Consider the following 19,165-nt stretch of genomic DNA (forward strand, 5'->3'; position numbering starts at 1 on the left):
CGCTGCTATCTGGGCGATATTTTAGTTCGATGATGCGCCGAAGAAAAAACGTTTTATCAATGTTGAGCATCACACGGTCTGCACCGTTGCTTATGGACCGTATTTCCAAATGGATTGTTTTGGCTAGACGCGTTGCTTTGGGGTACCATAGCTCCACTATCAACTGCCGCTCAGCACGGCAGCCTTGATGAGCCCTTGCCCTTCTCCTGGGAATTATGATCGGGCATCAATCTGCTGAGTGGCCCGAATCCCAGGAGGGGACTCTATATGCAAAAGGAATACCTGTCCGCTGCGGCGGAGGTGCTCAGCGACCAAGGTGTCGATGAGCACCTTGGCCTGAGCAACGACGAGGCGTCGTCGCGCCTCGCCAAGACAGGCCTTAACAAGCTCGAGGAAGCCGAGAAGACGCCGCTGTGGAAGCGTTTCTTTGAGCAGATGGCCGACCCCATGGTCATCATGCTGATCGTTGCCGCCGTCATCAGCGCGCTCACGGGCATGGTCAAGGGCGAGCCCGACTTTGCCGATGTCGTCATCATCATGTTCGTCGTTATCGTCAACTCGGTGCTGGGCGTGGTCCAGGAAGCCAAGAGCGAGGAGGCCCTCGAGGCCCTGCAGGAGATGAGCGCGGCGCAGTCCAAGGTACTGCGCGACGGCAAGCTCGTGCACCTGCCGAGCGCCGAGCTCGTGCCCGGCGACGTGATCATGCTCGAGGCGGGCGACTCCGTCCCGGCCGACTGCCGCGTCCTCGAGAGCGCCACGATGAAGATCGAAGAGGCCGCACTCACCGGCGAGTCCGTGCCCGTAGAGAAGCACGCCAACGTGATCGAGCTTGCCGCGGGCACCGATGACGTGCCGCTCGGCGATCGCAAGAACATGTGCTACATGGGTTCCACCGTTGTGTACGGCCGTGGCCGCGCCGTCGTGGTCGGCACCGGCATGGATACCGAGATGGGCAAGATTGCCGGTGCCCTGGCCGAGGCCAAGGAAGAGCTTACGCCGCTGCAGGTGAAGCTTGCCGAGCTCAGCCGCATCCTCACCATTATGGTGATCGTCATCTGCGTCGTGATCTTTGGCGTCGATATCCTCCGCCACGGCGTGGGCAACGTCCTTACCGATCCGACTGCCTTGCTCGACACCTTTATGGTCGCCGTTTCGCTCGCCGTCGCCGCCATCCCCGAGGGCCTGGTCGCCGTCGTGACCATCGTGCTGTCGCTTGGCGTGACCAAGATGGCCAAGCGCCAGGCGATTATCCGCAAGCTCTCTGCCGTCGAGACGCTCGGCTGCACGCAGACTATTTGCTCCGACAAGACCGGCACCCTTACCCAAAACAAGATGACCGTCGTCAAGCACGAGCTCGCCGCGCCTAAGGAGAAGTTCCTGGCCGGTATGGCCCTTTGCTCCGATGCCCAGTGGGACGAGGAGCTGGGCGAGGCCGTGGGCGAGCCGACCGAGTGCGCGCTCGTCAACGATGCCGGCAAGGCGGGCCTCACTGGCCTGACTGCCGAGCATCCGCGCGTGGGCGAGGCCCCGTTTGACTCGGGCCGTAAGATGATGTCCGTGGTCGTCGAGACCCTGGATGGCGAGTACGAGCAGTACACCAAGGGCGCACCCGACGTGGTGATTGGCCTGTGCACCCATATCTACGAGGGCGAAAAGGTCGTCCCCCTGACCGAGGAGCGTCGCGCCGAGCTCGTGGCCGCCAACAAGGCCATGGCCGACGAGGCCCTGCGCGTTCTGGCGCTGGCAAGCCGCACCTACACCGAGGTCCCGAGCGACTGCAGCCCCGCTGCGCTCGAGCACGACCTGGTCTTCTGCGGCCTGTCTGGCATGATCGACCCTGTCCGCCCCGAGGTCGCCGACGCCATCCGCGAGGCCCACGACGCCGGTATTCGCACCGTCATGATCACGGGCGACCATATCGACACCGCCGTTGCCATTGCCAAGCAGCTGGGAATCGTCACCGATCGCAGCCATGCCATCACCGGTGCCGACCTCGATCGCATGAGCGACGAGGAGCTCGACGCACACATCGAGGACTACGGCGTGTACGCCCGCGTCCAGCCCGAGCACAAGACCCGCATCGTCGAGGCTTGGAAGTCGCGCGACCAGATCGTGGCCATGACGGGCGACGGCGTCAACGACGCCCCGTCCATCAAGCGCGCCGATATCGGCGTGGGCATGGGCATTACCGGCACCGACGTCACCAAGAACGTCGCCGATATGGTGCTCGCCGACGATAACTTCGCCACCATCATCGGTGCCTGCGAAGAGGGCCGTCGCATCTACGACAACATCCGCAAGGTCATCCAGTTCCTGCTTTCGGCCAACCTTGCCGAGGTGTTCTCGGTGTTTATCGCCACGCTCATCGGCTTTACCATCTTCCAGCCGGTGCAGCTGCTGTGGGTGAACCTGGTTACCGACTGCTTCCCCGCGCTCGCGCTGGGTATGGAGGACGCCGAGGGCGACATCATGAAGCGCAAGCCGCGCAACGCCAAAGACGGCGTCTTTGCCGGTAACATGGGCCTGGACTGCGTGGTCCAGGGCCTGATCATCACCGTGCTGGTGCTGGCGAGCTTCTTTGTGGGCGTGTACTTTGACATGGGCTACATCCACATCGCCGATATGATCGCCGGCAATGCCGACGAGGAAGGCGTGATGATGGCCTTCATCACGCTCAACATGGTCGAGATCTTCCACTGCTTCAATATGCGCAGCCGTCGTGCGTCGCTGTTTAGCATGAAGAAGCAGAACAAGTGGCTGTGGGCCTCTGCCGCGCTGGCGCTGGTGCTGACGGTGATCGTTACCGTGCAGCCGACGCTTGCCGAGATGTTCTTTGGTCCCGTGACGCTTGAACTCAAGGGCGTTGTCGCCGCGCTGGGCCTTGCCTTCCTGATTATTCCGCTGATGGAGATCTACAAGGCGATCATGCGCGCTGTGGAGAAAGAGTAACGTACCTGTCCGGGCCCGCCCCACGCCCTTTCTCCCTCACTGGTCCTCGCGCTTCGCGCTGCGGGATCGTTCGGGAGAAAGGGCTTCCGGGGCGGGCCCTGCGGTATCCTTGTTGGCTTTTCTCCCGTGCGGATGATAAAGGGCTGAGGGAAAGTATGTGAGCCGGTCGAGCGTTTGCTCGACCGGCTCTTTTTTGTGGGTAAAATACCTGCTCAGTTGTGATTTGTGGTGCTGGGAGGCGCTTGTGGGCAAGGCTAAGGCTAAGGCGAAGAAAAAGACGACGGGGGCGCGGGCTAAGCGTGATCGTCGTCGGAAGCTTGCGACCGAGGCCCCCGCGTCTGCCGAGGAGCTGCTGGCAAGCGTGCCGGGACTCGACGCGCTACAGGATGTTCCGGCGTTCGATGACCTGCCGATCGATGATGCTCAGCAAGCGGCATTTGACGACTTTTGCGCCCAGGCCGAGGAGCCCGAGCAGATGCAACTTGGTGCCGTGGTGCGCCTGGATCGCGGGTTTCCGTTGGTGGCGACTGCCGACGACACCTTTCGTGCCGAGCATGCCGTGGGGTTTGCCAAATCGCGTGGCGAGGATGAGGTTCTGCTGCCCGCCGTGGGCGACCGCGTGGCGGTTCGTCGTGCTCCCGGGCACGACATGGGCGTGATCGAGTGCGTGCTGCCGCGCCGCACGAGTTTTGAGCGTTGGCGCGGACGCGCTCGCGGCGAGCGTCAGGTGCTTTGCTCCAACGTGGATAGCGTGCTGATCGTGCAGGCGCTCGGCGCCGGTGAGGTGCTGCTCGACCGCGTGGCGCGCTCGCTGGTGTTGGCGCTCGACTGCGATGCCGAGCCGGTGGTGGTACTCACCAAGGCCGACCGCTGCGAGCCAGATGAGCTCGAGCGCGATCTGGACCGCGTGCACCGCTTGGTGGGTCCGGACGTGCGCGTAATCGTGACATCCTCTGCCGAGGGCCGTGGTTTGGATGAGGTGCGCGCCTGCGTGCCCGCCGGGAGCTGCGCCATGATCCTGGGTGAATCGGGTGCCGGCAAGTCGACGCTGCTCAACGCGCTGTTGGGCCACGATACGTTGGCTACCGGCGGTGTGCGTGAGCGCGATGACCAGGGTCGCCACACCACGGTCGCGCGCGTGATGGTGGTGCTGCCGGGCGAAGCCGGCGTTATTGCTGACGCGCCGGGACTGCGCAGTTTGCCGCTCGTGGGGCATGAGCGGGGCTTGGCGCGTGCGTTTCCCGAGATCGTCGAGGCGTCGCGTGCGTGCCGGTTTGGCGACTGCACGCATACCCACGAGCCGGGCTGCGCCGTTCGCGAGGCCGAGGACGCCGGGCGGATCGACAGCCTGCGCCTGGAGACGTTCCAAAACCTGGCGTCATCCATGCGTGTGAGTGCTCAGATGCTCGATCCTGACGTTCATCTGTAATTAAATCTATCTATGACAGCCGTCTCCCAACTGTTCGGGAGGCGGCTTTTTGCTGTCAAAGCGCCTCGAAATATGCGTTTTACTGACGTGCTGACCAAAACCTTGCCACGAGCTTGACGGGCCGGTCAGCTTTTGGTCGGCATTTGGTTTGACACACAAAACCAAGATCGCGATCGCGTCGTTTTGTTGCTTGTCCGCTCGGACAATGGTGGTACGGGCATCTGCCCGGTGCTACCTTGAGAGGAGCGGCCGTGAACAAGAGCAAGCGCATCGCCATCAGTCTGATCGCGGGCGTGCTCGCAGCGCTGCTCTGCATGGTCTACGCGTCATCGATTCGCTCGCAGGCCGAACAGGCCCAGGCCGAGACGCTGGCCAAGTACGGCGGCGATCGCGTTGAGGTGTGCGTCGCGGCGCGCGATATCGATGCGGGCGAGACCCTCGACGAGACCAATGTCATAACCCAGGAATGGCTGGCGAGCCTGCTGCCGCGCGATGCGGCGACCGAGCTGCGCCAGGTGCGCGGCGACGTGACGACCTCGCGCATCCCTAAAAATGCCGTGATTTGTGATGTCTACACCAAGGCCGAAACCCACACGCTCGAGGTGCCCAAAGGCAAGGTTGCCGTTTCAGTAGCGGTCGATGCCGAGCATTCGGTCGGGGGCGCCACGGGCGTGGGCAGCTACGTGGACGTGTACGTGCAAAAGGACGGCGTGACCGATCGGCTGTGCGGCGCGCGTGTGATCGATACCAGCGAAGTGGCCGGTGCCACGCGCGAAGGCAAGATCGAATGGGTGACGCTGGCGGCCGACCCCGAAGACGTTAAGGAATTGCTGGGGGCTTCGGGCAAGGGGACGGTCAGTTTGACGATTCCCGCCACGGTGCGCGGCAAAAAGAGCGGAGGCGACGAGTGATGAAGGTGATCTGGCTTGCATGCTGCGCGTGCGGTGATTACGGATTGCTGCAGCGGGAAGTCGAGGGCCGCGATGCGGGCGCGCAGGTGCTTCGCGTGGGCGACCTGGATGGGCTGGTGTCCATGACGCGGGCGTTTCCGTCGCGTCGCGGGGCGGCGATTATCGCGGCAGCCCTGTTCGATGCCGAAGACGTGCGAAAGACCGTCGCGCGTCTGACGGCCGAGGGCCGCGTGAGCCGCGTGGTCGTGCTGATAGAGACGCTCGATCCTTCGGATATCGAGGGGCTGTTTCGCGCAGGGGCGACCGAGGTTATCGCTGCGCGCAGCATTTGCGGCAACGGACGCGCGGGCGAGGGGACGGTTGGTTACGACCGGTGTATGACGATTGAGCCCGATGCTTTTGTTGATAGGGAACCCGGGGCGCCTCGCGCTACAAGAGGCCCGCGTGTTGATGATTGTGGAAAAGCGGAAGCCGAGCATGATCGGTGTCCCCGGGACCCCCTTGCGTACGATGATGTCGGAGAGCCGGTGCCGTATGGCGAGGAGCTTCTGGCTGTAGATATGGGATACGTGCATGGCGTGAGCCTGGTCGATGAGCTCGACGAGGTTGAGGGGCTTGCCGGAAACGACAATGTTCGTGTCGATGCGACCGTGAAGTCTTCAGACTCGGCCCCGCGGGCCGAGCAGCCTGCCATGCCGGCTTGGGCGCAGCATATGAGCGCTGCCGGAGAGACGGGGACGTTGCAGCCCGTGCCAGCGCCGCTTGTCCCCACGTCGCCGGCGGATGCCGCCGCTCCGTCGCATCGAGCCCCGGTTGTCTGCGCCGTCTCGGGTTCGGGCGGTTGCGGCAAGTCGATGATCGTCGCCGCCATGGCGCACGCGGCGTCGCTGCTGGGCCTGCGTGCCGCCGTGCTCGACTTGGACCTGATGTTTGGAAACCTCTACGACCTGTTGGGTGCCGATGCCCCGCATGACATGGCGACGCTTATCGAGCCATCGGCTGCGGGCGCACTCGCCGAATCGGACATCGTGGCCGCCTCGATGCGCGTGGCCCCGGGCGTTACGCTTTGGGGTCCGGTCGCTGCGCCCGAACAGGCCGAGCTGATGGCACGTCCGGTGGAGCTGCTGCTCAACGTCTTGCGTCGCGAATCCGACGTGGTTCTTGTCGACACCTCGGTCTTTTGGGGTGACGCCGTGGCGGCCGCGGTGGCGGCAAGCGACCGCTGCCTGGTCGTGGGCGATCCGTCGGTGTCGTCTGCGACGTCCGCGGCACGCGTTATCGAACTGGCGAGCCGTGTGGGCGTGCCGCGTACGCGCATGAGCGCCGTATTCAACCGGTTTGGCGCGCGCGGTGCCGACGAGGATGTCGCCATGCGCTTTGAGATTACCTGTGCGTTGAGCTCCAAGATCCGCATCGCCGACGGCGGGCAGGACTTGGCGGCGCTCATGGCATTCGGACGTGCTGACGAGGCAGTGGGCCAGACCAGCGCTTTTGCCACCAGCGTGCGCGAAGCCACGCGCGAGATGCTCGTGGAGCTGGGCTGCGCCGTCGGTCCCTGGAGTGATATGGTCACCGACCGCGCGACGCGCACCGAGCGCCCGCGTATCCGTCTTCCCTGGTCGCGCGAGGGTGATTCGCGATGAGTTTGCAAGCAAGGATTAGGGCGGCCGGCGCGGCCGCGGCGGCAGTGCCTGTTGACGCGGGGCGCCACCGTGCCGTCAAGCGCCGCACCAAACGCGCCGTGATGGACCGCATGGGCTATGACGAGGTGGCGCGTATCAGCGCATACATCGATCCGGTGCGCGCCCGCTCGGAATTGCGTCCTGCGGTGGAGGCGGCGCTCAACGTGGAGGAGCCGACCGACCTGGCGACGCCCGAGCGCGAGACCATCATCGATGAGATCCTGGACGACGTGGTGGGCCTGGGCCCACTGCAGCCGCTCATCGAGGACGACACCGTCACCGAGATCATGGTCAACGGCTGCCGATCGGCTTTCTTTGAGCGCGGCGGCGTCTTATATCCCATCGAGCATGCGTTTGAGGATGACGAGCAAATCCGCGTGCTCATCGACCGCATCATCTCGCCGCTGGGCAGGCGCATCGACGAGCGCAGCCCCATCGTCAACGCACGCCTCAAGACGGGCTATCGCGTCAACGCGGTGATCCCGCCTGTGGCGATCGATGGGCCGATCCTCACCATCCGCAAGTTCTCGGACCGCATCTGTTCGCTGGACGAGCTTGTGAGCCTGGGGTCGCTACCGCTTTGGTATGCACAGCTGCTGTCGTGCGCGGTATCGCTGCGCCAGGATTTGGCGGTTGCAGGTGGCACGGGGTCGGGCAAGACCACGCTGCTCAACGCGCTATCGTGCGAGATATCCACCGGCGAGCGCATCGTGACGATCGAGGACTCCGCCGAGCTCAAGTTTGCGCATCACCCGCATGTGGTTCGCCTGGAGGCGCGCGAGGCTTCAATTGAGGGCGAGGGCGCGGTGACAATCCGCGACCTGGTGACCAACGCCCTGCGTATGCGTCCCGACCGTATTGTGGTGGGCGAGGTGCGCGGTGCGGAATGTTGCGACATGTTGCAGGCCATGAATACCGGGCACGACGGATCGCTCACCACGCTTCATGCGGGCACCGAGCAGGAGACCGTGGTGCGTTTGACGCTGCTTGCGCGCTATGGCATCGACCTGCCGAGCGAGCTTATCGAGGAGCAGATTGCCATGGCGCTCGACGGCATCGTGATGTCCGAGCGCCATGCGGACGGCAGGCGTTTCGTGTCCTCCTATTCGGGGGTGCGACGCGGCGCGTCGGGCGGCGTGGAGCTTGAGCGCTACGTGACGTTCGATGCCGCCACGCGCGCCTGGACGCTCGATCGCGAGCCTCCGTTTATCGCAGAGGGCCTGCGCTCGGGAACGCTCACGCAAGAGGAGGTGGACGAATGGAGATCGTTGTGCCCCTCGTCGTAGGGGGGTTGACAGGGTTTTCTGCCGCGGTGGCGTGTGGGGCGGAGCCTCGTGCGCCGCGCGTGCCGCCAGCGGAGCTGGTCAGCCATGCGTTTGAATCGGTTGCCGAGAAGCTGCCGCGCGGGCTGGTAGATAACGACCTGCTAAAAAAGATCGCCCGCTCCTGGGCTGCGCTGGTTCCAGCACATCGCCTTGGCCTTGTCATCGAGGATGATGAGGCGCGACTGGCATTCTTGCTGCTGTCGAGTGGCGTCTGCGGCATTGCCCTGACTGTCGTATCGCTGTCGCCTATCGGCTTTGTTCTGGGGCTGTTCGCGCCGTTTGGCGTAGGCGCCGCTCGCGACACCTACGACCGTCGCCGCGAGCAACACGATGTGGAAGAAGCCATGCCCGAGGCCTTTACGGCACTCTCCATGTCGCTCGCCTCGGGTCATTCGCTGGCCCAGGGCATGAGGTTTGTGGGAACTCACGCGCAAGAGCCGGTGCATACCGAGTTTTTGCGCGTGGCGGCGGCGATCGACTGCGGCGTCTCGGCGACTGATGCGCTGGATGACCTACTCGACCGTATCGATGCCCCCGGCCTTTCGCTTGTCACTTTGGCGCTCAAGGTGTCGCAGCGAACCGGTGCCCCGCTTGCCGACCTGTTATCCGAGGCGTCGAGTATGGTGGGGGAGCGCATTGAGCTCAAACGCCGCTTGGACGTCAAGACATCGCAGGCTCGCATGTCGGCACACATGGTCTCGGCGATGCCGGCGGGCATGTGTGCGGTGCTGGCGCTGCTTTCGGCCGACTTTCGCCGCGGCCTTGCAACGCCGGCGGGTGCCGGTGCCGTGGTGCTGGGCCTTGCCCTCAACGCCGCCGCGCTGGTGGTCATCCGACGCATTATGCGGGTGGAGCTATGAGCGCCCTGGTCGGGGTCGCGGCGTGCCTGTGCGCGCTCAGCGTGTTTATCGTGACGGGGCTCAATCGTGCAGACGCACACAAGATCGCCCAGGCCTGCAAACACGAGGCGCTGCTGGTTGTTGCGGCTGCTCGCTCGGTAACCGATGCCCTGGTAGCACGGTTGAAGGGCATGCTCGGCACGGGTGGTACGGCGCAGGTGTCGCTTGGCGAGGTGTCCGAGATGATCGACGTGGTGCGTCTGGGGCTTTCGGCTGGCCTTTCGTTCGATGCGGCGCTTGAGGTTTTTTGCGCCAATCGCCAATCGACGTTGGCGCTCCGCCTTGAGCAAGCCTGCATGGCGTGGCAGGTGGGCGTGGGGACGCGCGAGGACGAGCTCCTGGTGGCCGCGCGCGACCTGGATGTGCGGGCGCTCGAGACCTTTGCCATCACAGCGGGGCAGGCGCTTGCCCTCGGTGCCCCGCTTGCCGAGACGCTGGCGGCTCAAAGTTGTGAGATTCGCGCGGCCCATCGCGCCGCGGTCGAGCGCGAGATCGAGCGCGCGCCGGTCAAGCTGCTGATTCCTACCGGCACGCTCATCTTGCCGGCGTTGCTTCTGTCCATATTGGGCCCGCTGCTGGGAGCAGGCGGGATGATGTAGGGAGGAATACATGAATACGATGACTGACGTTGCTGGCAAGGTCTGGAGCTGGGCGTTTTGCCAGTCAATTCGCGCTCGCCAGCGTGCCGAGGAACTGCTGCGGGAGGAGAGCGCGCAGGGCACCACCGAGTACGCCATCCTGGTCGGTGTGCTCGTGGTGATCGCCATCATTGCCATCGTCGCATTTAAGGGCAAGGTCCAAGATCTATGGAGCGCTATCAGCGAGGGCATCAACAGCCTGTAGAGGGTGCCCGTCCCGTCGGCGCGTTGCTGGTGCTCGCCTGTGCGGTCGTGGCGGTGGCAGTGGCGGTTTGGGGGCTTAACACGGCGCGGCAACAACGTTTAGGGGTTGCCGCGGATGCGGGCTCGGGTTCGGCTGTGGCATCTCAAAAAGATGATGCGCGAGACGCGGACGATGCGAGTGCCGCCGTCACGACGCAAACGTTCTTGCAAGCACTCGACGAGCGAGCGGGTGCTGCAACGGGTTCATCTGCAAACAATGCCGTCGCTGTTCGTCTCGCATGGTCCGAGTACCGACCGATGACCGAAGCGGCGGCGGATATATTGCGCGCCTATCGCGAAGTGCCCACGGCGCAACTTGCTCTGAGCGGCTATCTCGACATCAAGGGCAACGTGTGGGGCGTCATCGTGCGCGACGGACGCGGCTGGGTCGATATGGTGACGGTTGCCGCGGATGCTGGTGATACTTCGTGTCGCCTGCGCGTGGTCCGCCTGACCCCGCAGACAACGAACTCAAAGGAGGGACTGTGAAATGCATGACGTCCTGTGTGAGGAATCTGCCCAGGGGACGGTCGAATACGCCATCGTCACGGTGGCGCTGCTTTCCATCGTGCTGGCGATCGCTGGGCTTTGGCGTGCCGGTGCCGATGGGCGCTTGGCGGCGCTGGTCGAGCGGGCGGCATCTCACGGCGTCGCCTCGACATCGGTTATCGATGCCGCTGCGGGCGCTGAGGACATCGTGCTGTATTGATGCCGCGCGCGAGGACCGGGCGCAGTCTACGGTCGAGGCGGCGTTCCTGCTGCCGACGTTTCTGACGCTCGTCCTGTTGGCGCTGCAGCCGGTGTGCCTGCTCTATACGCGCGCCGTCATGGAGTCTGCCGCCGCCGAGACCGCGCGGCTCATGACCACGACGACGGTGGGAAATGACGAGGATATTAAGGAGTTCGCCCGCCGCCGTCTTGCCGCGGTTCCCGACGTTTCGATTTTTCATGCCGGCGGGCCCCTGTCGTGGGATATCGAGCTTGGCCGGGCCGGCGCGGGCGGCGTCTCGTCCGTTTCCGTTACCGGTGAGGTTAAACCGCTGCCTGTGATCGGCGCGTTTGCGCAGGCTATGGGTAGTGCAGGCCAAAACGGTTATGTCGAGCTTAAGGTCGACGTCTCGTACCAATCGCGTCCCGAGTGGCTGGAGGGAGACTATGATTCATGGATTGCTGCATGGGATTAAGCGCTGCCTGTTGAAGGTGACGAGGGGGTTGGCGTGCCGTTGCCGACCGCATGCTCGCTGCAAGCGGGGCGGCTTTATGGGTCAAGCCGGGATCGACCTGTTTATCGAAGACGGTGCCTACACCACGCTCTCCTCTGCGGTGGTCATCTTGGTGGTGCTTACGCTACTGTTTTCGTCGACGGCGGCGATATGGAGCATGTCGCGCGCGGGGGACACCCAGGTGGCTGCCGATAGCGGCGCGCTGGCAGGCGCCAATGTGGTGTCGTCCTACCACACGGCTGCGACGGTGGTGGATGCGAGCATTTTGAGTTTGGGGCTGGCGGGGTTTGCTACGATCGGCGCCGGCTTGGTCGCCATTCTTATTCCAGGCGCCGAGCTTGCCGCGGGCGATATGGTCGACACAGGAATCGAGATTATTAAAACGCGCAATAAGTTTGCCAAAAGCGCCTCCAAGGGCCTGCAGAAAATCGAGACGGCTCTGCCGTATCTGGTCGCTGCGCGAGCTACGCAGGCCGTGTCGGCGCAGGATACCGAGGGCGTGACCTATACCGGTACGGCGCTTGCCGTGCCCAGGACGTCCGAGTCGGATTTTGCTGCGCTCGAGGGATCCGAGATTTCGACCGATGCGATTAAAGACACATCGAAAGATCTGGAACGCGCAGCAGATGAGCTGCGGAAAGCCTCGGAGGAGACGGCGAAAGCAAAAGAACGCGCCTGGCTTGCGGATTGCGGCGGGTCGGTTCCGGCTTCGGTCGGTAGCTGTTCATGCATGTGGGAACGCGCGGGGAGCTTGGCAAAGCTCTCAGGTGAGCAGAACCCGCATTATGCCTCGAGCGTTGCGTGGGAGCCACAGGTGGCGCTCGACCGCGCAAAAGCTTACTACCGTCAGCGTCTGGCAGACGAAAAACCTCAGGGTTCAAGCGTCGAGACGAAGGCGGAGTCGGCGGCGCGCAAGGCGTTTTACACCTATGCGAGTACAGAGGTCAATCGTGCATATGTAACCGAGGACGGAGATGAAGTCGCTTCCTATATCCCGCTGTTGCCGCGCAACACTGACGAGGTGCGAGCGACGGAACTCTATACCGATGCGGTGTGGCCAACCAGTGCCAATGATGGCAAAACGTATCTGCATTATGGAACGAGCTGCCCCAACTATAAGAAAGGGACGCCAGGCGGGCTAGCCTCGGTCGCTGCCTATGACGGGCAGGACAAATGCAACAGATGCCATTTTGGTGTTTCGTCGCTCGGCGCCGTTGCAGCGCCTTCGACTTCTATCGAAAACGGCTTCGAGTACCACTTTGATCGATTCAAAGACGCTCTGGAAGACTACGTCGAATGCCGCAACAAAGAGCTTGAGCTCATGCGCCAGACCGAGGACGAGGCTGACCGTGCGGGCAATGCGTTTGACGAGGCCATTAAAGCGCTTTCGGGCGAGCGTCCGCGTATCGCCCCGCCCGGTCGCAACGGCGTGGTTGCCTTTGCGGTTTCGGGTGCCATCTCGAGCCCCGATGAGCTCAACTCTTCGTTTAACACGGCAGTCAGGCTTGGCGATCACGGCGCGATCTCTGCTGCGGTGCTGGCGCCCGATGACGCGACGGCGCAGAACAACGTTCTCTCGCGGTTTTTCTCGACGCTGGAGGAGCGTTCGGGTGGCGTTGCCGGCGTACTCGATGGTGTCATGGATGTTTGGGGACGGCTGCTTGTGGGATACGGAGACATCCAGGGCTCGGCCGACGAGCTTATGGATGAGATGATCGATGGCCTGGGAGGGAACAGTGGCGGGCTGGGCTCCATTGCATCGTGGCTCGGCGATACCGTTTCGGCGTCCGTGGCGGCGCTGGGCTTGGAGCCGTGCGACTTGCGCCTGCGAAAGCCGGTGCTGACCGACACCGCCAATGTCATTAAGAGCCCTGGGTCTGACATCACAGGTCTTTCTAAAGTGCAGGACAAGCTACGAAGTATTCCGCTGGGCGTGACCGACCCCAAGGCACTTTGCGAGGCGTTGGAATATCAAGTCGAGCGCACTATCAGCGGCACGGTGTTCACGCTAGCGGAGATTCCGCTGCCCGGCGGCGGTTCCATCCCACTTACCGTCGATGTTGCCACGCTGGCGGGTGCCCTGGGCGGTGGGTCGTAATGGGTATCCGCAAGCGCCTGCGCGAGGAGCGCGCCCAGGCGACGGTCGAGATGGCCGTGGTCACGCCCGTCCTGCTGGTTCTGGCGCTTATCGTATACAACGTCATGGTCTTTGCCGGTGCGGTCGCGCGCTTCGACCGCGTGGTGCCCGATATCGTGCTGGCGCACGCCGTGGCTCCGAGCGGGGAGGGAGACGACGACTCCATCGATGCCTCCGTGACCGTTCAGGCTCAGATTCAACATGCCATGGAAGGCTATGACCTGCAGATCGAGGTCTCGAGCGAGCAGGGTACGACGACATCGGATGGCGGTCTGCTTTCGCTTTCCGGTACGTTTAGGACCTATACCTGCACCATGCGCTACGAGCCGTGGCCGAGCTCGCTCAGCATCGCCGGCGTTTCGCTGGGGGCACCGGCACAGTTGTCGCACGAGCGCGCAGTGACAGTTGACCCGTGGCGTCCGGGGGTGGTCATGTGACCGCGGTCTCATCCTACATTGCCTACGCGCGGGCGCTCAACAGGCTGGGTTGGACGCCTGCCGAGTTTGTGGTGGCGGAGTCGTTTGCCGTGCGCCTGCGCGGCATGCTGGGACGGTCGCCGATTGCCGCAAACGGGTTGCCGCTCGTCATGGCGTTCCCACGCTGCTCTTCGGTCCACACCTGCTTTATGGCCTACCCCATCGACATTGCCTTTATCGACCGTAGCGGCAACATTCTCGCGCGCTACGAAAACGTCCGCCCCTGGCGCATGTGTTCCTGTCCCGGTGCCTGGGCGGCACTCGAGCGCCCTTCAGTCATTGTTTCGCCCGCTGTTCTTCAACGCGTGCCGGCTTAAGAATTGGCGACAGCGGAATTTCGTCATACGAAATTGGGTAAGATGGGGGAGGAGATGCATGGACGTCGAGATTCATCCCAACGCCAAAAAGCACCTGACGGAAAAGCAGGTGCTTAGCGCTTGGCTTGCGATTACCGAGTGCATTCGTCGCGAGTCGGAAGACGAGCCGCCGAGATGGCTTGCGATTGGATGACTTCCGGACGGACGGAGTGTGGAGCTCGTTGCGGTCGAACTTATTCGTGGATGGCTCATTATTCATGCCTTGTCTCCGGTTCAGATGAAATTCTGACAAGAGATCGAGCGAGCTCGGCAAAGGGGTCAATGATGGGCGAGACATATACGACCGCTAGTGGTCAGGTTGTAACGGATGAAATGATTGACGCGTGGTGTGAGTCGTACGAGCGCGGAGAGTTTCCGGATGGCGAACACACCGTTGGCGGAATCGTGCATGGACGGCCTCCACTCTCAGGTGAGGGAACGGCAACGCTATCGGTCAAGATTCCTCTGGGAATGAAGGAGGCTATTCGTCGACGGGCGGCTGCCGAGGGGATGACGCCAAGTGAGTTTGCCCGTGCGGCCCTGAGTGAAAAACTTCTTGCGGCTGGTTGATGCTTCTGACGTGCCGTTCTATAGGAGCGAGATCGTGGCCGATGTCGTGCTCAAAAACTTTTTTCAAATTCTCGGTTGACCGGAGCGCGTCCTTGGTTATACTAATCAAGCCTTGAAACAAGGCACACCTCAAATGGCTGGGTAGCTCAGTTGGTAGAGCAGAGGACTGAAAATCCTCGTGTCAGGGGTTCGATTCCCTTCCCCGCCACCTTGAATTGACTAGGACCTCTGCAAAGGGGTCCTTTTCTTTAATGTAGCCCATGCACGGAATCGAACCCCGTGAGGGCGCGGAGCTGAGGAAACGCGCAAGCGTTTGCCAGCGTAGCTCGCAAGGCGCGCAAGCGCCGCAGCGGTCCGTCCGCGCAGCGCGCGGACGCGATTCCCTTCCCCGCCACCTTGAATTGACTAGGACCTCTGCAAAGGGGTCCTTTTCTTTTATCTGGACCCGCGGAAAATGCATCCCGTTATTGAACGAGAAGGCGGGATGCGCTTTCCGGCGCTTGCTTCCGACGTGCGTGCGCATCTCGGCGCACTAGCTCGGGTCCGCCCCAGACATTCCTCCCGCTTTTGCGCCACTTTGCAGACCGTTCGGTCGTCTGTCCTCACGCGCGGGTATACTCAAAACGATACTTTTCCTATGCAATACGATGCAGGCTCGACCTGCACGATCCGAAGGGGGCAGTGATGGAGAGGATACTCGGCGTTAATCTCTCTGGCTGGTTTATTCCCGAGCCTTGGGTGACCCCGTCGCTATACGCGGCGACCGGTGCATCCAACGCGGCCGAGCTGCAGGAGGCCATGGGCACCGCCGCCTATAACGAGCGCATGCGCCGTCATTACGAGACGTTTGTGAGTGAGGACGATTTTCGCCGCATGGCGCAGATCGGTCTCAACGCCGTGCGCCTGCCGGTGCCGTGGTATGCCTTTGGCTCGCAGGAGTCCGACGCTTCCTACATCTCGGTCGTCGATTATATTGACCGTGCTATTGAGTGGGCCGACAAGTACAACATCCGCGTGCTGCTCGATCTGGCAACTGTGCCCGGTGGCCAGGGCGATTCCAACGATTCGCCCACTACGCCGGAGGCTGTTGCCGAGTGGCATTCGTCCACCAACGGCCGTCATGTCGCACTCGACGTGCTCGAGCGCTTGGCCGATCGCTACGGCGAGGCCGAAAGCCTGCTGGGCATTGAGCTGCTGGATACGCCGCAGATGAGTGTCCGCAAGAGTCTCTTTACCATGACGGATGGCATTCCGGCCCACTACCTGCGTAATTTCTATCGCGATGCCTACGAGCTCGTCCGTTCGTATATGCCCGAGGATAAGATCGTCGTCTTCTCGTCGTCGGGGCATCCCAGCGAGTGGAAGCATTTTATGCGCGGCGCCAAGTACAAGAACGTCTACATGGACCTTCACCTGTACCATTACCGTGACGAGTATGCGCTCGACATCACGAGCCCCCGCGGGCTGACGACGGCGATTTCGCGTAACAAGCGCGAGCTTAAAGAAGCGATCTCGACTGGGTTCCCCGTGCTGGTGGGCGAATGGTCGGGTGCGGCGATCTTTGCCAACTCGTCGGTCACGCCCGAGGGCCGCAATGCCTACGAACGCGTGTTTATCGCCAACCAGCTGGCTTCGTTTGCGCCGGCTGCCGGTTGGTTCTTTCAAACGTGGAAGACCGAGAAGCGCATTGCAGCATGGGACGCCCGCGCGGCACTCGGCACGCTCGAGCGCGGCATGATTGAATAGGTTGATATGACGCAAAACAGCGCCCATACGGGCAAACTCTATGTGGTCGGCACACCCATCGGCAATCTGGGCGACCTGTCCCCGCGCGTTGGCGAGGCGTTTGCCGCCGCCGATGCCATTTGCTGCGAAGACACGCGTGTGACGTCAAAGCTGCTGATGCACCTGGGCATTTCCAAGCCGCTTGTCCGTTGCGACGAGAATGTGATCGCGAGCCGCGCCGCCGGCCTGGTCGACCGCCTGCTGGCAGGGGAGACCCTCGCTTTTGCCTCGGATGCCGGCATGCCGAGTGTGTCCGATCCCGGCCAGGCGCTGGTCGAGGCAGCACGTGAGGCCGATGTGCCTGTCGAAGTTATTCCCGGACCCTCTGCTTGCGTCACGGCACTCGTTTCGTCCGGCATTCCCTGCGAGCATTTTTTCTTCGAGGGCTTTTTGGGCCGAAAGCACGGCGACCGTGTGCGCCGTTTGCAGCGCCTTGCCGTGGTGCCCGGCGCACTCATCTTCTACGAGTCTCCACATCGCATCGTGGCGACGCTCGAGGCCGTGACAGAGGTCTTTCCCCAGCGTGAGGTTGCCGTCTGCCGCGAACTCACCAAGCTGCACGAGGAAGTCTTGCGCGGACCCGCCGCCCAGCTTGCCGAGGAGCTGCGTGCTCGCGGCGAGGTAAAGGGCGAGATTGCGCTGATCATCGCACCGCCGAGCGAGGATGAGGAGGCCGGCATCGTGCCGGTTGGCGCCGCGGCAGCGGATCCCGACGAGGCCCTGCGCGAGGATATCCGCGCCGCGCTTGAGGAGGGGGAGCCCGCCTCTGCGGTGGCCAAGCGCCTGTCTCAGAAGTATTCGCGCCGCAAGCGCGATGTCTATGCCATGGTGCTCGATATGCAATAGATGGAGGATATCCAGCCCTTGCGCTAGAATCATCCCCTGTATGCAACGTTTTTCTGGAGGACAAACCCCATGGATCAAAGCAAACCTTCGTTCTTTATCACGACGCCCATCTACTACGTCAACGCCGATCCGCACCTGGGCACGGCTTATTCCACCATCATCGCCGATGTTCAGGCTCGCTATCGCCGCTCCGCCGGCTATAACGTCAAGTTCCTGACCGGCATGGACGAGCACGGCGAGAAGGTCGCCGAGGCCGCAGCCAAGCATGGCATGACGCCGCAGGAGTGGACCGACAGCCAGGCCCCGCACTTCAAGGAGCTTTGGAACAAGCTCGAGATTTCCAACGACGACTTCATCCGCACCACCGAGCCGCGCCAGCATCATGCCGTGCAGTACCTGTGGGAGCGCATGAAGGAGTCCGGTTACCTGTATAAGGGCAGCTACGACGGCTGGTATTGCGTGCCTGACGAGACCTACTTCACCGATACGCAGGTCCAGAAGGGCGACGAGGAGTACGGCAGCGTCGGCCAGCACCTGTGCCCCGACTGCCACCGTCCGCTTGAGCGCGTGCAGGAGGAGTCCTACTTCTTTAAGCTTTCCGCTTTCCAGGACAAGCTGCTCAAGCTCTATGACGAGCACCCCGACTTTGTCGAGCCTGCGTTCCGCATGAACGAGGTGCGCAGCTTTGTCGAGGGCGGCCTTAACGACCTTTCCGTGAGCCGCACGAGCTTTGACTGGGGCATTCAGGTCCCGTTTGACGAGGGTCACGTGACCTACGTGTGGTTCGATGCGCTGCTCAACTATATGACGGCCGTCGGCTACGGTGTCGACACCGACGAGGCGCGTGCCGAGCTGGCCTATCGCTGGCCTGCGCAGTTCCACATCGTGGGTAAAGACATCATCCGCTTCCACTGCGTCATTTGGCCCGCCATGCTCATGGCCATCGGCGAGGCTCTGCCCGAGCATGTCTTTGCCCACGGCTTCCTGACCGTGCGCAATGCCGAGACCGGCAAGGCAGAGAAGATGTCCAAGAGCCGCGGCAACGCCATCGCTCCGCAGGACGTTATCGACATGCTAGGCGTCGAGGGCTATCGCTACTACTTTATGACCGACGTCGTCCCCGGCACCGACGGTGCCATCAGCTTCGATCGCATGGAGCAGGTCTACAACGCCGACCTGGCCAACAGCTGGGGCAACCTGATCTCGCGTTCGCTCAACATGAGCGGCAAGTACTTTGACGGTTGCGCGCCCGCCAAGCCCGCGTCGTTCGATGCGTTCGACAACCCGCTGGCAAAGATCGCCGATGGCCTGGTCGAGCGCTACATGGCCAAGATGGACGTGCTCGATTACGGTGGAGCTAAGGACGAGGTCATGGAGCTCATCCACGCCGCCAACCACTACATCGAGGACTCTGAGCCCTGGGCGCTTGCCAAGGACGAGGCCAAGGCTGACGAGCTGGCATTTGTGATCTACAACCTGCTCGAGGCCATCCGCATTGCCGCTCACCTGCTGATGCCGCTCATGCCTCAGACCTCTGCCGAGGTCCTGCGCCGCCTGTCCTGCGAGGACGAGGCCGCGAGCGACGACCTCAAGGGCATTTGCGCTTGGGGCTTGCTTGCCGGTGGTCAGCCCGTCGAGAAGGGCGAGCCGCTGTTCCCGCGTCTGGGCTAAGCCGCCGCGCGCCATATCGGCAATT

General features: G+C 62.8%; 19 protein-coding genes and 1 tRNA gene. All 20 read left to right on the forward strand.

Annotation, left to right across the window (positions count from 1 at the left end; translation table 11 throughout):
- Nucleotides 1–267 precede the first annotated feature (267 nt).
- The 20 genes from V2391_RS05490 to metG all read left to right on the forward strand — a co-directional run bounded on the left by V2391_RS05490 (nt 268) and on the right by metG (nt 19,140).
- Complete coding sequence (locus V2391_RS05490) at nt 268–2,949, forward strand: cation-translocating P-type ATPase (protein ID WP_329738517.1); 2,682 nt, start codon at nt 268–270, stop codon at nt 2,947–2,949.
- A gap of 475 nt (nt 2,950–3,424) precedes the next feature.
- Nucleotides 3,425–4,378, forward strand: a complete 954-nt coding sequence (gene rsgA / locus V2391_RS05495; RefSeq protein ID WP_442878001.1) for a ribosome small subunit-dependent GTPase A — start codon at nt 3,425–3,427, stop codon at nt 4,376–4,378.
- A gap of 251 nt (nt 4,379–4,629) precedes the next feature.
- On the forward strand, nt 4,630–5,289 hold the full coding sequence (gene cpaB / locus V2391_RS05500) for a Flp pilus assembly protein CpaB (protein ID WP_329738518.1): 660 nt from the start codon (nt 4,630–4,632) through the stop codon (nt 5,287–5,289).
- Nucleotides 5,289–6,932 (forward strand): AAA family ATPase, encoded by a 1,644-nt coding sequence (locus tag V2391_RS05505; protein ID WP_329738519.1) that lies wholly within the window; start codon nt 5,289–5,291, stop codon nt 6,930–6,932. Before cpaB ends, V2391_RS05505 begins: the two co-directional genes overlap by 1 nt.
- Nucleotides 6,929–8,257, forward strand: coding sequence for a CpaF family protein (locus V2391_RS05510; protein WP_329738520.1), 1,329 nt, complete (start codon nt 6,929–6,931; stop codon nt 8,255–8,257). Before V2391_RS05505 ends, V2391_RS05510 begins: the two co-directional genes overlap by 4 nt.
- Complete coding sequence (locus V2391_RS05515; RefSeq protein ID WP_329738521.1) at nt 8,230–9,156, forward strand: type II secretion system F family protein; 927 nt, start codon at nt 8,230–8,232, stop codon at nt 9,154–9,156. The genes V2391_RS05510 and V2391_RS05515 overlap by 28 nt, the downstream gene beginning before the upstream one ends.
- On the forward strand, nt 9,153–9,794 hold the full coding sequence (locus V2391_RS05520) for a type II secretion system F family protein (protein ID WP_329738522.1): 642 nt from the start codon (nt 9,153–9,155) through the stop codon (nt 9,792–9,794). The genes V2391_RS05515 and V2391_RS05520 overlap by 4 nt, the downstream gene beginning before the upstream one ends.
- A gap of 10 nt (nt 9,795–9,804) precedes the next feature.
- A complete protein-coding gene (locus tag V2391_RS05525) occupies nt 9,805–10,038 on the forward strand; it encodes a Flp family type IVb pilin (protein WP_329738523.1) in 234 nt (77 codons plus the stop codon).
- On the forward strand, nt 10,002–10,565 hold the full coding sequence (locus V2391_RS05530) for a hypothetical protein (protein WP_329738524.1): 564 nt from the start codon (nt 10,002–10,004) through the stop codon (nt 10,563–10,565). The genes V2391_RS05525 and V2391_RS05530 overlap by 37 nt, the downstream gene beginning before the upstream one ends.
- Before the next feature lies 1 nt (nt 10,566).
- Nucleotides 10,567–10,785 carry a hypothetical protein gene (locus tag V2391_RS05535; RefSeq protein ID WP_329738525.1) on the forward strand — a complete coding sequence of 73 codons (219 nt, stop codon included), beginning with the start codon at nt 10,567–10,569 and terminating at the stop codon, nt 10,783–10,785.
- Nucleotides 10,748–11,260: a TadE/TadG family type IV pilus assembly protein gene (locus tag V2391_RS05540; protein ID WP_329738526.1), complete on the forward strand. Its 513-nt coding sequence runs from the start codon at nt 10,748–10,750 to the stop codon at nt 11,258–11,260. The genes V2391_RS05535 and V2391_RS05540 overlap by 38 nt, the downstream gene beginning before the upstream one ends.
- A 76-nt stretch (nt 11,261–11,336) precedes the next feature.
- Entirely contained in the window at nt 11,337–13,397 is a 2,061-nt protein-coding gene (locus V2391_RS05545) for a hypothetical protein (RefSeq protein WP_329738527.1), read from the forward strand.
- Entirely contained in the window at nt 13,397–13,873 is a 477-nt protein-coding gene (locus V2391_RS05550) for a TadE/TadG family type IV pilus assembly protein (RefSeq protein WP_117746898.1), read from the forward strand. Before V2391_RS05545 ends, V2391_RS05550 begins: the two co-directional genes overlap by 1 nt.
- Complete coding sequence (locus V2391_RS05555; protein ID WP_329738528.1) at nt 13,870–14,229, forward strand: DUF192 domain-containing protein; 360 nt, start codon at nt 13,870–13,872, stop codon at nt 14,227–14,229. The genes V2391_RS05550 and V2391_RS05555 overlap by 4 nt, the downstream gene beginning before the upstream one ends.
- A gap of 58 nt (nt 14,230–14,287) precedes the next feature.
- Entirely contained in the window at nt 14,288–14,422 is a 135-nt protein-coding gene (locus tag V2391_RS05560) for a hypothetical protein (protein ID WP_329738529.1), read from the forward strand.
- A gap of 131 nt (nt 14,423–14,553) precedes the next feature.
- Complete coding sequence (locus V2391_RS05565) at nt 14,554–14,838, forward strand: hypothetical protein (protein ID WP_329738530.1); 285 nt, start codon at nt 14,554–14,556, stop codon at nt 14,836–14,838.
- Nucleotides 14,839–14,973: 135 nt separating this feature from the next.
- Nucleotides 14,974–15,046, forward strand: a tRNA-Phe gene (locus V2391_RS05570).
- 476 nt (nt 15,047–15,522) lie between these two features.
- On the forward strand, nt 15,523–16,584 hold the full coding sequence (locus tag V2391_RS05575) for a glycoside hydrolase family 5 protein (RefSeq protein ID WP_329738531.1): 1,062 nt from the start codon (nt 15,523–15,525) through the stop codon (nt 16,582–16,584).
- Between the two features lie 6 nt (nt 16,585–16,590).
- Nucleotides 16,591–17,469, forward strand: coding sequence for a 16S rRNA (cytidine(1402)-2'-O)-methyltransferase (gene rsmI / locus V2391_RS05580; protein ID WP_329738532.1), 879 nt, complete (start codon nt 16,591–16,593; stop codon nt 17,467–17,469).
- Between the two features lie 69 nt (nt 17,470–17,538).
- Nucleotides 17,539–19,140, forward strand: a complete 1,602-nt coding sequence (gene metG / locus V2391_RS05585) for a methionine--tRNA ligase (RefSeq protein WP_329738533.1) — start codon at nt 17,539–17,541, stop codon at nt 19,138–19,140.
- The last annotated feature ends 25 nt before the right edge of the window (nt 19,141–19,165 follow it).

This window comes from Collinsella sp. CM84Y_54, from assembly GCF_036317945.1.
Taxonomy (GTDB): Bacteria; Actinomycetota; Coriobacteriia; order Coriobacteriales; family Coriobacteriaceae; genus Collinsella.